The sequence below is a fragment of the Candidatus Foliamicus sp. genome (genome assembly GCF_965221325.1).
Taxonomy (GTDB): Bacteria; Pseudomonadota; Gammaproteobacteria; order Steroidobacterales; family Foliamicaceae; genus Foliamicus.
This window is the reverse complement of record NZ_OZ244880.1, coordinates 1,908,135-1,924,418: the sequence shown is the minus strand read 5'-3', so window position 1 is coordinate 1,924,418 and position 16,284 is coordinate 1,908,135. Positions and strand designations below refer to the sequence as shown.

Annotated in this window: 7 protein-coding genes; all 7 read left to right on the top strand. The window is 64.7% G+C overall.

What is annotated here, in order from left to right; all coding sequences use genetic code 11:
* The first annotated feature begins 49 nt into the window (after positions 1-49).
* The 7 genes from ACWCOO_RS08250 (at position 50) to ACWCOO_RS08220 (ending at position 16,149) form a co-directional block, all read left to right on the top strand.
* Positions 50-1,582 carry a tetratricopeptide repeat protein gene (locus ACWCOO_RS08250; protein ID WP_446830514.1) on the top strand — a complete coding sequence of 511 codons (1,533 nt, stop codon included), beginning with the start codon at positions 50-52 and terminating at the stop codon, positions 1,580-1,582.
* Between the two features lie 55 nt (positions 1,583-1,637).
* Positions 1,638-3,155 carry a hypothetical protein gene (locus tag ACWCOO_RS08245; protein WP_446830513.1) on the top strand — a complete coding sequence of 506 codons (1,518 nt, stop codon included), beginning with the start codon at positions 1,638-1,640 and terminating at the stop codon, positions 3,153-3,155.
* Positions 3,152-4,177, top strand: coding sequence for an AAA family ATPase (locus ACWCOO_RS08240; RefSeq protein WP_446830512.1), 1,026 nt, complete (start codon positions 3,152-3,154; stop codon positions 4,175-4,177). The genes ACWCOO_RS08245 and ACWCOO_RS08240 overlap by 4 nt, the downstream gene beginning before the upstream one ends.
* A gap of 66 nt (positions 4,178-4,243) precedes the next feature.
* Complete coding sequence (locus ACWCOO_RS08235) at positions 4,244-5,155, top strand: DUF58 domain-containing protein (RefSeq protein ID WP_446830511.1); 912 nt, start codon at positions 4,244-4,246, stop codon at positions 5,153-5,155.
* Positions 5,152-6,873: a BatA domain-containing protein gene (locus ACWCOO_RS08230; protein ID WP_446830510.1), complete on the top strand. Its 1,722-nt coding sequence runs from the start codon at positions 5,152-5,154 to the stop codon at positions 6,871-6,873. The genes ACWCOO_RS08235 and ACWCOO_RS08230 overlap by 4 nt, the downstream gene beginning before the upstream one ends.
* A gap of 25 nt (positions 6,874-6,898) precedes the next feature.
* Complete coding sequence (locus ACWCOO_RS08225; RefSeq protein ID WP_446832023.1) at positions 6,899-9,397, top strand: VWA domain-containing protein; 2,499 nt, start codon at positions 6,899-6,901, stop codon at positions 9,395-9,397.
* 11 nt (positions 9,398-9,408) lie between these two features.
* The gene (locus ACWCOO_RS08220; RefSeq protein ID WP_446830509.1) at positions 9,409-16,149 is read left to right on the top strand and encodes a tetratricopeptide repeat protein; all 6,741 of its coding nucleotides are present in this window, start codon (positions 9,409-9,411) and stop codon (positions 16,147-16,149) included.
* Positions 16,150-16,284 lie beyond the last annotated feature (135 nt).

Below are 16,284 nucleotides of genomic sequence, written 5' to 3'. Positions count from 1 at the left end.
TACCCATGGAGGCATGGGAGAATCTAATCTTCAGTCGGGAGAGAAACAGATGAAATCGAATACATTGCGTTTAGGCATTGCTGCCTTGTTCGTGAGTTTGGGCATGCTTGCGCTGCCGGCTGCCGCTCAGGTCGGATACTCCCCCGGAGGCACCGCCGAGGCCAAGGTGATAGGGGATCACGTTCTCGTGCGCGTGGTGTTCAGCACCGAGAAGTTTCACAAGGAAACCCACATGGTGCTCGACTACACCGACGAGCAGCCGTTGCGGATCTACAACTGCATTCTCGGCTACGTGGAATACGGCGAGGGGGAAGAAACCATCAAGATCCTGGCCGATGGGATGCGGATCGAGGTGCCGAGAGAGGATGTCGAGGCTTCCGCGGAATGCACGCTGTTCCTCAAAAACTTGAGCGGGCAGTATTCGGTCGAGTTGAAGGATGTGGACGTATCCGCCATCCTCGGCGGTCCCGTATTGCGCCAGTTCGCACTGGGCATGAATCTGGCCGAGGGGCAGGTCTCGTTCACGCCTGCGGCCGAGGCAAGTGCCGCTGATGCGCAGCTTTGGGCAGAGTCGATCATTACCGGCTTGCGCACCACCAAGGACGGCCGGGTGCTGGCGCCATTGAGTGTCGGCGATCGGGACCGTTCCCTGATGGCGTTCAATACCGCGGGTTATCACAGCTATGTCAATGCGGCCTTGGCTGGCGGCCTGGGTTACCCGTTCGGCGACGTGCCGGACATCTACTTTGGCGCGGGCGATCAGCGCGTTCCGCTTTCCGGCATGGCGGCGCTGTTTCCCGCCGACTTCTCTCAGGATCCGGAGTTGTCGTCCGACTGGCTTCTGGTTCCTGGATTGAGTCTGTGGACGGCTTTCAGGCTGGAGATCAACCCGCTGCAGGGCTACCTGGCGCTGGAGCCGGTGGTTAACACCAACTATTCCGAGGCGGATTTCGAGTTTTATTCGGCAGCGGCGACCCGCGACCGCGATGCCTTGCGGACGTTTCACCAGAATAATCCGGAGGACCGCAACGTCGCCGAGGCGGCGGAGTTGATGTTCGCGTTGGGGCTTGAGGAAAATGCGCCGGTCGAAGAGCAGATGGAGGCGGTGAATTACCGCCTTGCGACGACGCTGGACCGCATGAAGTCGGACTGGCTCAAGGAGACGCTGGAGCCGCTGTTCCTCGCTGAAGACCGCGACGAGCGCTCGGAGTTGATCGTGGCGCTGGCCGAGGAGGCACTGGAACACGTTTCCCGTTCCGATAATCCCGCGCTGCGCCAGGACCTGCAGTTGATGCTTGGCGACCGCTATCTGCAGGCGGGTGACGCCGAGCAGGCCTGGAAGTATTTCCTGGCTGCCGGCTTCAGCGGCGATCCCGAGAAGGAGAGTCTGGTTCGCCACGAGCTCGGGCGTGTTTACGAAGCCCTGGGGCGTTACCGGCGCGCGTACTCCAACTACGAGCGCGCGGCTTCGCCGCTGCTGGAGGGACCGGAGGCGCTGAAGGACAGCGCGCGGGCCGGCATGGAACGCGTCAAGCCTTCCCTGGAAGCGGACGACCCCCTGTTGGTGGAAGCAGGCAGTTAAGCTCTAAGACTTAACCTCTAATCTAAGGTACGGCAGGCACGGGCCTGTTAACGCTATGCCGGCCGACCACGCTGCCGACGGTCTCCAGGAACAGCTAAACCGTCTCGCCGCGCTAGGCGCCAAGCGCCTCAAGCGTTGGGTGCTGCGCTGTGCGTACGACCGCTATCTGCGATTGCTGTTGCCGACTGCGCTTTGCGTGAGCGGCGCCATTCTGCTGGCCGAATTGGTTGGCGCGGCGGCGGGAGTGCGCTTCTGGGGTTTCGGCCTGGCCGGGACGATCCTGATTGCGCTGTTCCTGCCCGTGCTGGTGGTTGCGGGCTGCGTGCTGGTCGAATTCGCGCGCCATCGCGTGGACCGCCGCATGTGCTTGGCACTCTACGATCGTGACTTGAACATCAAGGACCGTCTGCAGGCGGCGGACGAGTATCTGGCCAAGGCTGAGCGCAGCGATTTTGAAGCCGCGGCGGTAGAAGATGCCCGGCGCTACGCATCGGCCGCTTTGCATCGCAGCTTGCCGCCACTCGATATCCGCCGGCCGGGCTGGCTCCCACCGCACCGCAAGCTCGGCGCCTTGGCCCTGGCCTTGCTTGCTGCCGCGCTCTGGATTGGGCAGCAGTCCGTGTCGGATTTGTCCGCCAGCGAGGCGCTGGTTGCCGAAGCGGCTAGCGGCGATGTGCGCCAGCTTCCCGCGCCGGCGCAAGTCCTGCCTGATCCGCCGCAGCCTCGCTCGGCAGCGCTGGAGGTCAGGCGCAACGCGAGAGTGGAAGCGCCCAAGCCCGAAGCGGAAAGCCGCCCCGGCGAGCTGGAGACGCGCCAGCTCTCCAGCCAGCGCCAAGCCAACAACCGCAGTGCCGCCGGATCGGAAGCCCGGCGTAGCAATCAGGCGCGGCAAGCGCAGTCCGGCGCTTCCGGACAGCGCGCGGAAAAGCAGGAGCAGGATGAAAACGAATCCGAGACTCGCCAACAAAGGCCGAGGAAGCCCGCCAAGCCGCCGGCCGAACCGGAACAGCAGCCCAAGGAATCCGCGGGATTGAAGGGCGGCAAGGGTGGCATGTCCGGTGGCCGCATGACTGCGTCGGACCACGCTGCCGCTCAGGACAAGACCCGCCAGCCGGAACCGGAAGGGGATGCGGACTTCGGCGACGAGGAGGAGGACGAGGAGCAGAAAGCCGGTTCCGCGAGCAAGCCGCTGATCAGTCAGCGGAAGGCGCCGGTTAATCGGTCGCTGACCCCTTCCGCCGACAGCGACGAGGAACGCGACGACCAGAATGGCCGCGGCGGACCTTCGGGATTGAAGAAGACCCGCGGCGTGGCAGCAATGCTGTTGGGCGTTCCACTGCCCGATTACCTGCAAGGCAAGGTGAATCCCGGGCGCATGAAAATTCAGAGTGACCAGGGCCGCGCCGAGGAGCGCCAGGCGGATCCGGCACTGGCGCAGGAACGGCCTGCGCGCGACGCGGCGGTGGGGCACACACTGCATCGCGAAATTCCGCCCTTGAGCCGGGATGTGGTGCGCAATTATTTTCTTGCCCAGCGAACGAACGGCGGCCAGACGCCGGAGGACTACGAATGACCAAAACCAGCGCAGCGGCGGTGGCTGAGCGCGCCCGCGCCGGCGCCGCCGAATTCACCGAAGTTTTCAACCGGGTCAAGGCTCAGGTGAGCCGGCTGATCGTCGGTCAGGAAGAAGTCATAGACGGCGTTCTCACCGCGCTGATGTGCGGAGGGCATGTCCTTCTGGAAGGCGTCCCCGGCCTTGGCAAGACCATGCTGGTGCGGTCCCTGGGCGAGGCGCTGAACCTCAAGTTCTCGCGGATCCAGTTCACGCCCGACATGATGCCCGCCGACATCCAGGGCACGATGGTGCTTACCGAAACCGAACGGGGCGGCCATGAGCTCACATTCCAGCAGGGGCCGCTGATCGCCAACCTGGTACTGGCGGACGAGATCAACCGCGCTACGCCCAAGACCCAGTCGGCGCTGCTGGAAGCGATGCAGGAGCGGCAGGTGACCGTGGGCCGCCGCACCATACGGTTGGAAGAGCCGTACAGCGTGATGGCCACGCAGAACCCGGTAGAGCAGGAGGGCACCTATCCGCTCCCCGAAGCGCAATTGGACCGCTTCCTGTTCAAGCAGATCGTGAGCTATCCTGCCGAAGAGGAATACGCGCCCATTCTCGAGCGCACCACCGGCGCGCAGGATATCGAGATCGAACCCGTGACGGACGCGGACGCCATAGCGCGCTTGCGCGCGGTGGCGCGCGCGGTCGCCGTTCCGGATGTGGCGCAAGGCTATGCGATTCGTCTCATCATGGGCACCCAGCCCGGCAGCGATTACGCTCCGGACAGCATCGGCGCCTACGTGGCGCTGGGCTCCAGCCCGCGCGGCGCGCAGGGTCTGATTCTGGCCGGCAAGGTGCGCGCGCTGCTGGGCGGCCGTTTCTCGGTTAGCGCCGACGACATTCGCGCTTCGGCGTTGCCGGTATTGCGCCACCGCATCCTGGTGAACTTCCACGCACAGGCCAACCGGGTAACGCCGGACATGCTCGTGAAGGATGTGCTGGAGGCGGTCCAGCCGCCGCATACGGCGAGCTGACTTTAGACCCTGGGAACGAGGGCGTGGGCGAGGCGTCTTCCTTTCCGGGGTTGAGGAGACTAGACAATGGGCGTTGCCGCCCCTCCTGTTGAGGAATTCTTCGACACCGAGTTTCTGACCGCGCTGCAGGGTTTCAGTCTTTGGGCGCGCCGGATCATGCGCGGCGGTCCGCATGCCGAGCAGCTTTCGCGCGATCAGGGGGCCGGCTTGGAATTCGCGGACTACAAGGCCTACGTGCCCGGCGACGATACCCGCGCCATCGACTGGAACATTTACCGGCGCCTTGGCCGCGTGGCCGTCAAGGTTTTCGAGGAGCGGCAGGAACTTCCTGTCTATCTGCTGGTGGACCGTTCCGGCAGCATGTATTTCGAAGCTGCGCCCAAAATCGGCATAGCGCTCAAGGTGGCTCTGGCTCTGGCCTCCATCAGCTTGTCGCAGCACGACAGCGTCGGACTGTTCTCGTTTTCCGACAAACTCGAAATGAGGCTCAAGGTGGGCTCGGGATCGGGCCGGCTGATGCGGATCGCCGAGCGGCTGGCGGAACTCGAGGAGCAAGGCGGCACGGAGCTGGCGCAGGCGATTGAGGGTGTTCAGCGCCAGCGCCTGCGGCGCGGGCTGTTGGTGGTCATTTCGGATTTCTACGACCCCGCCGGCCTCGACGCCGTGCTTGAGTCATTGCGCCGGACCCGGCACCGTCTGCTGCTGGTGCAACTGGTCGGCGAACATGATTTGGACCCGTCTGCGCGCCGCGCAATGCGCGGCGACGTGCGTCTTCGGGACTGCGAGTCCGGCGACGCCGTGGACGTGTCGCTGACGCCTGCCGTTCTGGCCAGTTACCGCGCGATAGTGAATGACTTCAACGAGCGCCTTGCCGGCTTCGCCACGGAAAGCGGCGCGGCATTGCTGCGCTTGAATACCGATGCCGAGGTGCTCCCGCAATTGGCGGCGGCATTCGAGGCCGGCCGCATCGAAATATGAATTTCGCCAACCTCTCCTGGCCGTGGGTGCTGGCAGGCGTCGCTGGGCTGGCCGGGCTGTTGTACCTTGTTCAGCGCTTGCGCATCCGCTATACCGAAGTGGCGGTTCCGACGGCGATGCTTTGGCGCGAAGCGGTTCGCGACGCCCCGGTGCGCGTGTTTCGCCGGCGCTTTCGTCATTGGCTGGCATACCTTTTCAGCCTTCTGATCTGCTGCTTGCTGTGGCTGGGGCTGGCGGAGCCCCGCCTGGATGCTCCGGAAGGCAGCGACTACCACGTGTTGTTCCTGGATGGGTCGGCGCATATGTCCGCGCCGGGAGACCTTCAGCGCGCCATTGAGAGCCTGCGCGAAGACTTGCGAGGCATTGCGGAAAATCGGCGCGAGGTCATCTGGGGCGGAGCCTGGAACCAGAAATTGCTGGATGCGGGAGAGGCCAGCCTATTGTTCGAGCGCCGGCTCGACGGGCTTGCTCCCGATGGGGCGCCCTCGGCCGTGGAAGAGCAGATCCGTCTTCTGGCACTGCCCGGCGCCTACCCCGAATCGGTGCGCCTGATCATTTATGGCCGCGCTCCTGTCAGTGTCGAAGCGCTGGAGGGTCTCCCGGAGGGTCTTCGGGTTCAGCGCGCTCAAGGCTTTGACGAGCCAGGACCAAATCGCGGCATCGTGGTCTTGGGCCTGGGCGCCGCTGCTTCCGGACGCTGGGACGCCGTGGATGTGCTGCTGCGCTTGGCGTCCACCGGCAACCTCAGCACGGGACCTTCCGATGTGCAGCTAAGCCTCGACGGCGCGCCGCTGAGCGGCGTACGGATGGAGAGGGCTGCGCCGGATGGCCTGGTGCTGCGCGATGTTCCGGCCCGCGGCGGATTGCTCGAAGCGCGCATCGCCGGCGAGGACGCCTTGCCGGCGGACGATACCGCGCAATTGCGCCTGCCCGCGCGCCGCCAGCTCAAGGTTGCCGTTTCCGCCTCGCTGGGTTCCGTTCTGGAAGACGCAGTGCGCGCCGATCCGGGCCTGACGCTGGCCGAGGAGGATGCGGACGTGGTCTTCCGACAGACCGACGAGGTCTACGGCGGCGATCTTCCGGCGCTTGAGTTTGCGCCCATGAGCGAGCAGGAGACCGCCTTCGAGATTCAATACAAGGGCAATTCGGCGGCGGAACTGGCGTTGCGCGATATTCTGCAGGGGTTGGGGCTGAACCTGATTGATGGCGCGGGATTGGCCACGGAAGCTGCCAGACCGGTCGGTGTGCGGGTGACTGCCGGCGAGTCCCGGCGGGTAGAGGCTTGGCTGGAACTGCTCGACGAACGTTTCAACTTCACGGCCTCAAGGGCGTTTCCGCTGTTCGTTTCCCGCGCCGCCCGCTGGCTGGTCGAGACGGATGCCGTCTATGCCTATCTTGCCGCGGGCCGCACCGCGCCCGAGGAATCGACGGACTTTGCGTTGACGGCCCCGGACAATAGCGCAACCCGTCTGCTGGGCGCGGCCCTGCCGCCGCCCCGCGCAGGAATGCTTGAGCCGGCCGGCGGCGGGCCTGCCTATCCGATATCGCTGTTGAGCACGGCAGTTACGCTGGGACAGCCGGGCGTGGAACTGCCTGCGTTCTCGGTCGAGGCCGCCGGCCTGGCCGGTCCTTCGCTGCTTGTCCTGCTGCTGATTCTTGCAGCGCTGGCGCTGCTGGTAGGCGAATGGTACGCCTACCAGCGGGGAATGATGCCGTAATGGTTTTCGAGGTGTCTGCCTCGTGATGCCCAGCGTTGCCTTTACTTATCCCTGGGCAGCACTGCTGCTGCTGGCCGTTCCGGGTTTGTGGTTCTGGCCGTCCCGGCCACGCACGGTCGGGCATGGAGTAATCCGGTCGCTGCTGTTCGTCCTGTTGATCGCCGCGCTAATGCAGCCGGTTACGGTGCTTGAGGTGGAGCGGGAACGGCATGTTCTGGTGCTGGACGATACCGCCAGCATGTCTGCGGCGGAGCGCAGCCGAGGCGCGCAGATGGCCTCCGCGCTGGTCGCCGGTCTGGCCGGGCGCGGCGACGCGACAGTGATTGAATTAGGCGCCGAGGACATTGAGAGTGCCGCGGGCGAGAATGCGGCGCGGCGGATCCTGCCGGAAGCGCGCAATGCGTCGCCGCTGGCGGCGGCGCTTGATATCGCGGCTCAGTCGATTCCGCGCGGGCAGCGCGGTTCCGTTGTTCTGATTTCCGATGGCCTGGCCACCACCCGTGATTGGGCCAGGCCGGCCGCCCAACTCGCCGCTCGGAACATTCCCGTGCACGTGTTCAATCCCGCTGCATCCTCGCCGGATCCCTTTCTGGCCAGGCTGCGATTAAGTGCGGCCCGTCCGGGAGAAGCGCTTAGGGGCGCCGCCGAGGTGGTGGGCGTGGATGCCCCGATGCAACTGGTGCTGAAGGCGGACGAGCGAGAGTTGGCGCGCTCCGAGCCCTTCGAGGGCGAAGGGCGGCATTATCTGGAACTGGATTTTGAAGCCGGCGAGCCCGGTTTTCTCGATGTGACCGCGGAACTGCAGGTCGCGCCGGGCGCCGCGGACGATCCCGGTAACAATCGTTTACAGGCCGTCGCCGCGATACAGGCGCCGCTGCGCATCCTGTATCTGGGTTCGCGTCAGCAAGGAGCGGCAACGCGGCTGGCAGAAATCCTGGGTCCTGGGCACGAAATAGATGCCCTGGAGCCCAGTGCCTTGACCGGTGACGCCGAACTTGAGCCCTATCAACTCGTAATGCTGGATGACGTTCCCGCCCGCCGGCTTTCGGAAGCATTCCAGGACCGCCTCGAAGACGCCGTGGTGAACAAAGGTCTCGGCCTGATGAAGAGCGGCGGCGAGGCGTCCTTCGCCGACGGCGGCTACTTCGGAACGCCGGTCGCCGATCTGCTGCCCGTCGAGATTACCGGCGAGGACGACATCAGCGACCCCAGCGTGGGGCTGGCTCTCATAATCGACACCTCGGGCTCCATGGGCGGCACCCGCATCGAGCTGGCCAAGCAGATCGCGCGGATCGCCGTGCGACGCCTGCAGCCGCACGATCGCGTCGGTATCGTCGAGTTCTACGGCGCCAAGCATTGGGCGGTGCCGATGCAGCCGGCTTCCAACAAGATCGAGATCGACCGCGCCATCGGCCGCATGAAGGCCATAGGCGGCACGATCCTCTACCCGGCTATTCAGGAAGCCTACTATGGGCTGAAGAATATCAACGCGCGCTTCAAGCACATCATCCTGTTGACGGACGCGGGCGTTGAGGACGCCAATTTCGAGGCTATGGTGCGGAGTATTGCGCGCGACAATATCAATGTATCGACCATCCTTGTCGGGCAGGGTGGCCACAACCTGGTGATGTCCGACATCGCCAACTGGGGCCAGGGGCGCTTTTACGGTGTCGGCAACCAGTTCAGCCTGGTGGAGTTGATACTCAAGCGGCCGACAATCCGCAAGGCGGTCCGTTACAAGCGCGGCAGTTTCCCGCTGGACAGCTTTAGCGGCTCGGGCTGGTGGGGACCGGTAGATCCAACGGCCTTGCCGCCGCTGAACGGCTACGCCCAGGTCGAGCCGCGCGACCAGGCCGAGATGCTGATTCGCGTCGCCGGCGCCCGCTATCCGGTGCTGTCCTCGTGGCGATACGGGTTGGGACGGGTAACGGCGCTGATGACAGAGCCGGTCGGTCAAGGCACGGAAGGGTGGCGCGAATGGCAGGACTACGCTGAGTTTCTGGGACGCATCGTAGCCCGCACGGCTTCCGATCAGGAACCCTTCAAGCTGGAACTGATGCGCCGGGGAGACCAGGCGCAATTGCGCGTTCGGCGCTATGAGAATGACCCGCTGCTGGCGCCGCTTGCAAATCTCGCGGATGAAAGCGGCAGCGAGCTTGTGGATGCTCTGCCGGCTCTGACCGAAACCGCGCCAGGCTTGTTCGAGGCCGATTGGCGCGCCGCGCCGGACGAAGCGATACGAGTCGTGGTGCGGCCGAACCGCGGTTTGGGAGTGCAGCGCATTGCCTTGCCGCCTTACTCGGACCGGCGGGCGGAAACGCAGGTCGATCCGGCGGGCGCGCTGGACCTCGAAGGACTTGCCGCGCTCACTGGCGGCGTCGTGCTGACCGGCGGTGACGCCGCGCAGATCGAAGCCGGCGGCGGCTTGCGCGCGGAAGATGTCACGCGATTGTGGCCGTGGCTGCTGCTGGCTGCGCTGCTCGCCTACCTGGCGGACATCTTCTACCGCCGCTGGCCGCGCTGATAATGGCGGCGATGAGCAACAGCGAAGGAAGCGGACGGATGCGGTGTGCCGGCATCCTCCGCAACAGGGCCCTTGCGGCTTTGTGGCCCTTGGCGCCCTTGGCGAAGGCGATACGCTTGCGCGGGCGGCTTCTTGTCCCCGCGCTGTGTCTCCTCTTCCTCTGCTTGCCCCCTCCGCCGGCGGCAGACGCCAGCGCCCTCGACGAATTGATCGCCTCCCTGGAGGCCTCTCAAGCCTTCGACCCCGACCAGCTTGCCGCCGTCTATAACGAAGCGGTGTCCAGCAGCGCCGGCATCGACGACGCGGTGGCACGATTGCGCGGCTGGTTGCAGGCCGCCGCACCGAATCCCGAAGGGCAGGCCGCCGTTCAACTCGCGATCGCGCATCTGCAGTGGCGCGACGGTGCTATCGAAGACGCGGTAACGTCATCGGACAAGGCACTCGAAAGTGCGCCAACGCCTGAAACACTGCTTCTGAAGGCGCGCTTGCTGGATGCCGGTGGCGAAGTGGAACAGGCCCGGGAGTGGTATCAGCGCGCGGTCGAAGCCTTCGGCGAAGGCGAGGAGCAGTGGCTGATCCGGGTGCGCCTGGCGATGATGGATGTAGGTCCGCGCAGTGTCGAGGCCTTGGAAGAATTGGCTGCTCAGCGCGACCAGAGCTTCCGCAATCAGGCTGCCGTGGTGCTGGCCTTGCTGGGCCGGCCCGAGCGCGCCATAGCCTTGTACGAACCGTTGCCCGAGGCCGGCAACCTGCATCGGCAGCATTTGCGCTTGTCCGATTGGGCACTGAAGGCGGAGGCCCACGATCTGGCGCGCGAACAGGCCTGGCTGGCTTACGCGGTGGCGACGGTGCGCGCCGACCGGCTGTACGCATTGAGTCTGCTGGCTGAGTCCTACCGGGCGGCCGATGAGTTGGATGTATTGCTCGAAGACTTGGCGGGGCGCGACGCCGGCGACCAGGAGTTGCTGCGCTTGCGCGTCGAGACCTTGATCGAGACCAGGGATTACCCGCAGGCAATCGAACTGTATGGTCAACTGGAAGGTTCGGAAGCCGATGTTGCCGAGCGGCGCCGGTTGGTGGCGCTGTATGAGGCGGCCGGCGACACCGGCGCGATGGTCCGCGAGTACCGGCGGATGATGGACGCCGAGCCGTCCGAGCCGCAGTGGTATGACGGTTTGGCGGCGCACTATCTCAACATCGCGGACAATTCGGCTGCGCTGGCGGTTTGGAAAACCCTGGAGGAGCGCAACGCCGAGCGTGCCGGCGTATTGGTCCAAGCCGCAGGGCTGATGCTGGCGATGGGCTTCACGGATGAGAGCGAGGCGATGATCGAGCGCCATCTTGCCGCGTACGGCCCGGACTTTGGCGCGCTGATGTTTCTGTTCGAGAGCCGGCTGCAGCGTGGCGACGACGAACTCGCCCTGGGTGTTCTGGCGCGTATGGAGGAGTTCCTGCCACCGGACGCAGCCGAGCTGGTGGAGCTTGCCGATGCCTATGAGCGCGTGAGCCGCCCGGCCGAGGCGCTGCGCGTGTTCGAGGCGATACGCGATGTCCGCGGAGAACTGGGCTACGACGAGCAGATGCGCCTGGCCTGGCTATACGCTCTCGTTGATCGCAGGCGCGAGTCGCTGGAGTTGTGGCGCGACATCTGGGTTGGGGTGGAGAGTCCAGCGCGGCGAAGTTTCGCCGAGAGCCAGTTGCTGCTGTTGGCGGCCGAGCTGGGCGCCCTGGGAGACATGGCCGTGGAAATGGAAGGGATGCTGATGGCGGGCACAGCCAACCGCAACCACATGAATCTCCTGGTTCGGATCTACGTGGAGTCCGGCGACCAGTTATCCGCGACCGAGATCATCGACGAGTATGCCTCCGGCATGGGCGAGGACGAAATCGGTCATCAGCAATTGCTGGCGCAGGTCTATATGCTTTTGCAGGACTATCCGGCCCACGACAAGGCCTTGCGGCGCTTGTACGAGATTGATCCAGAGAATCGGATCGATCACATCCGGAGCATTATCCTCAATCTTTTGACCTTCGACCTCGCCACCGAATCCAACGAGCGGTTCGAGGAGATCCAGCGCTGGATCACGGAGCTTCGCGCGTATGACGAGGAGTCGGTGACGGGCGAGTTCGAGGCCAGTGTTTTTACGACCGCCGGGTTTGTCGATCAGGCGGTCGAGGCGTATCGCCGAGCCTTGGTGGAGCAGCCCGAGAACAGCGACAACCTGCTGCTGCTGGCCGATGTCATGGACAACAGCGGGCGCACCGACGAGGCGCTGGCGATACTGCAGTATTTCGCCGAGAACGCCGTTGAAGACAACGACTTCGTGGTGGCGGTGGATGGCGTATTGAACCTGATCGGCACCACCACTTTCTTTCAGCAACCCGATCCGGACGCGCTGGACAAGCTGGCTTGGACCAAGCGGGTGATTCTGGAGCGCATCGCACGCCGCGCAAACCGGTTTTACCTCTACGAACTGCTGGCCGACATCGCCCGCGAGCAGGGCGACACCGAAGCCTCGTTCCTGGCCTTGGAGAATTCGCTGGCCGAAGCGGGATTGCGGCGGCCTGCCGTGCTTCGCGAACTCTTGACAATGGCCACGCCGAACGTGGGTTTTGGCGGCTTCAGCACGGGCGCCGGCGATATCGATCGGCAACTCAACTACGGCCGGCGTTTGTTGGGTCTGCGCCAGCAGTTGCCGCCTGAGGTGTATATCGACGTCGGCAAGTCGCTGCTGGCCAGGGAGGACATCGCGGGGGCCGAGCGCGCCTTCGAGATGATCAACGACATCACCGGGATGATCGACATCGACCGAACCAAGGGAGACATGTTCGAGGAAGCGGGCTACGGCGAGCAGGCCCGGCTGTTCTACAACCGCGCTTTGAACGTCAACCGCGACAGCTTGGAACTCCTGCACAAGACAGGTTTTCTCTATGAGGCGGCCGGCCGCGAGGATGTTGCTTTCGAGCGGTATCTGGAAGCCATAGGCGGCCTGCTGCGCCGTCAGGCCGTGGTCTTGCCGTCGGGTGCGCGGCCCGTGGATCCGAACTCCTGGCAAGCGATTACCAACCAGCGCACCGACACGTCCGTTACGCGCGAATACCGTGAGCACTACGCCTCGTTGGAGCAAGGGCTGTTGCTGAGCTGGCCGCAGGACGCGGCCGAGTCTGCCGCTGCGCAAGCCGAGCTGTTGGCCCTATTCGAGGCCGAGTTGCGCAACGTTCAAGAGCGTGCCGAAGAGCCTTTGCTGCCGCTGGCCCGCTATGCGCGCCTGGACCGCAGCGCGCGGCTGATCCGCAAGGTGGGTTTCTTCCTGGATGACGACCGGTTCGCTCAATCTGCCGACCGTCAGTTACTGAAGCATTTCGGCGGCGACGCAACCCTTGTCACGCGCCTGGCGGAAGTGTATGGCGCTGCGGGCCGTCCGCTGCCCGACGGCGCAACCGCGCGCGGCGAGGAAGACGCGCGGGCGGCACTGTCGCCGTTAAGGCGCCAATTGGAGTTGGCCGAAAAGCGGGAGGATTTCGAGACGCAACTGCAATTGCTGCAGTTGGACGGCGCCGACGAAGAGCTGGAAGCGCTATTGGGCGAGCGGATTCTGGACGGCGGCTTCCGCGACGGCTATGGCTATGCGCTGGGGTTGCTTGACGAGTCCCAATTCAGGCGGCTGGCGTTGGCCACCTCCTCAAGCTTGCTGGAGCAACCCGCTTTGCTCAAGGAGCTGATCGGCCGGGATGCACGATTGCTTCTGAGGGCTGAGGAGGCGGCAGGGCAGCCGCTAGCGCCGCCCGAGCGGGTTATCGCGCTGCTGCTTGATGCCGACACCGGAGAACCGCCGCCCAGTCCGTTTGGACCCGACGCCAGCACCGGCAACTGGGAATACCTTGTGGAGCGCGCGAGCGTCGATGATCGAGTCCTCTACTTGCGCAACGAGGCACAGCGGCCGCCAAGCGGCCAGGTGATATACATCAGGCCCTTCGGAGCTCTCCGCGCCTATCGCGAGCTGCTTCGGGAAGAATTGAGTGATGCGCAGCGCGAGGATATAACCGACATTGCGATTGGCTACCTGTCGAACCTCGACGCCAACGACGACAATACGCTGCGCACCATACCCCAAGTCGTACTGGTCCTGGACGCTTTGCCGAGTAACACGCAGGTGCTGTACCGCATTACCGAATATGTAGAAAACCGCTGGCCAGGCTTTCCTTCCTTGCGCCCGCTGCTGGAGGCGTTCTACGCCGAACGGTACGAGGATGCTTTTCGGCAGCTCGTGGAAATCGAGGACAACCTGCCGGAGCAGGACGGATTCCCCTCGCGCTTGTTCGTTGACGGGCTGGAGGAGGCGCTGAAAGGGCCGCGGACGCGATTGCTGGACGAAATCGCCGCGGGCAATGCTGTGGACTCCGCGCTGGCCCGCGCCGCCTATGAACGGGAATTCTCGTCGCCTTTCTTTTTCCGAAGCCCAACACCGGAGCGTCTCGAACGCCAGAGTCGGGTGCTGGACAAGCTGCTGCTCCTGGATCCCGATCCCTCCCGCTACCAGGCGGACCGGATCAATGTCTGGCTGTCCCTGGGTTATGTGCAGCGCGCCGGAGACGCGATCGCCCAGCTATACGATGCGGGTGCGGGCTCTGATTCCTGGCGCCTGGCGCACTTCCTGTCTCTCAAGTCCCAGCAACGCTTCGAAGAGGCGCTCGCCGTGGCCATGGACGGTGGCCCCGACTTGAGTAATGCCGACATCCTGCAGCGGGCGCTGAGCGCCCAAGTGCGCGGTTTCGGAGGCATGAGAGCGGTCATCTCGCAATTGCAGGCCATGCAGGCGCCGGGTGCGCCGAGCGGCGCAACGGCGTCTGTCGTTTTCATGCCGCTCGCCGGCGGGACCGCAGGCGGGCGTAAAGGCCCCGTGCAGCGATTGTCCGATGCGCTGAACGCGCAGGATGATGAACTTGGCCGGCAGGCTCTGCGCGAGGCTTGGCGGAGCCTGTTGCTTCCCCGCAGCTCGCCTTACGGATTTCCTCCCGGCAGCATGCCTGTTGCCGCGCTGGCGGGGAACCTGTTGAATGCTCCACTGCCCCCGCCGGGGCAAAATTCCCCGGCGTCGCCAGCCTCGGGACTTGTGGGCGGAGCATACATTTTGCAGAGACCCGCAACGCCAATGGCCATTGCGCGTGGCGCCCTGGAAGGACCATCAACCGAGCCGCGCTTGGTTATGGACGCGGTGGCCGAGGCCTCTTACGGCGCCGCGGAACTGGACGGTTTCCTGCGCGCATTGCCGGACAGGGAACGCCGTGATTTTCGTCCGCTTTATGGCTACCTGGCCGATGCGCTCGACGGCGGAGAGCGCATGCGCGAACTGTGGACACGCCTGCGTGCCGGGGAAATGAACGACCACGATCTTACGCTGTGGATGCTGTTGCGCGACCGGGAACAAGTCGAGTTCGCACCTGGAGATATTGAGGCGTTTGAAAAGCGCCTGGCTGCTTTCTCCGCCGATCCGGCGCCCTATCAATTGCTGCTCGCCGCGCGCGTTTTTGCAACAGCCGGTGCCGTGGCACAGGCGGTGGATTACTACAAGCTGACGGCAGCGCGCAGGATTTCGCATAACGAGTTTGGCGAACCTCGGCGCGCGTTCTTTTTCGGCCAGGCGGATCCGAGTCTGCCCAATCTCCTGGAGCTGATCGGAGAGGTTGCCGCGCGGCTGCCGCCGGATGCGGCGCGGGAGGTGGTGAACGCCGTTCTACCGCTGGCGCAGCGGGCGGACGAGCATCCCGGAGCCGCGTTGCTTTTCGATGCCTTTGCACTGGCCGCGCTGGATCAGGTGTACCCGCCGGAGGAACTTTTTGGACAACTCGGGCGCCGCTACCCGAGCGCCTTGGAGCTCCCGAAACAACTTTTCTCGATGGGCGCGGTCAAGGCGGTGGAGTTGGCGCGCGGCCATGCGAAGGCCGGGAACCTGGACCGAGGCGCCGAGATTTTGGGCGCCATGCTGATGGAAGAGGGCCCCGGCCCAATCTCGCAGCAGGAGTTGCAAGACCCGCAAAGGTTCCTGGCGTCGGAGGCCACGAGGGCGCTCGTCCAGCTATACGGGCTGCCAGCCGCTCGGCAACCCTACGAATACGAACAGCAGGAGTTTGACGCAGCGGGAGAAATACTGACCCGGCTCGAGCGCCTGTTTCCGGCCAGTGCGGACGCTTGGCCCGATGCTGCGGCGTGGGCCGCCGCGGCGACCGATACGCTGCTGGATTGGCTGGAAAGCGGCCAGGTGCATCAGGACGGGGTGGTCAAATTGCTGGCGCCGCTGGGGATGCGCGCAATCGTCGATGCGGACCCCGCGCGGCGCCGCGAATTGCTGGATCGCATACTGCGAAGCATCGATGCCGGCGGTCGTCCGCTGAGCGGCGAGAGCCTGGAACTGCTGGCGTCTCTGGCGCAGTCCGGCGAAACTTCCCTGCCGCTGGAATTGGTGGCCGACAAGCTCGAACAGGGGCGTCTGCCCTGGCAGCAGCAGCAGACGCTGCTGAGTATGTATCAGGAGTCCGAAGAAGGACCACAGCTTCTTGATCTCTTGCGCACAGCCGGGCTGGACCGGGGCCTGGGCGTGATGCGCGCGTTGCGCGCGATTGCCGAACAGTCGGGGGACGCCGCATATGCCAGCGAGCTGGGGACTCGCATCAAGCGCGAACAAGCCGCCGAGAAGAAACTATTGCCGGACGCGGAAGCAACGCGGCAAACGGCTGCACTTCTTGTTCCATAGCCCCTAATCCGCGCGGCAAGCAGCGGCAAGCCAGCCGCGATAGACACGTCCGGAAACCGGAAAGCGCAAGCCCGCAACCAAGCCTGTTGCTCTGCAATGCAATAGGCCCGTATGCAATCGGCCACCTTCCGTGGC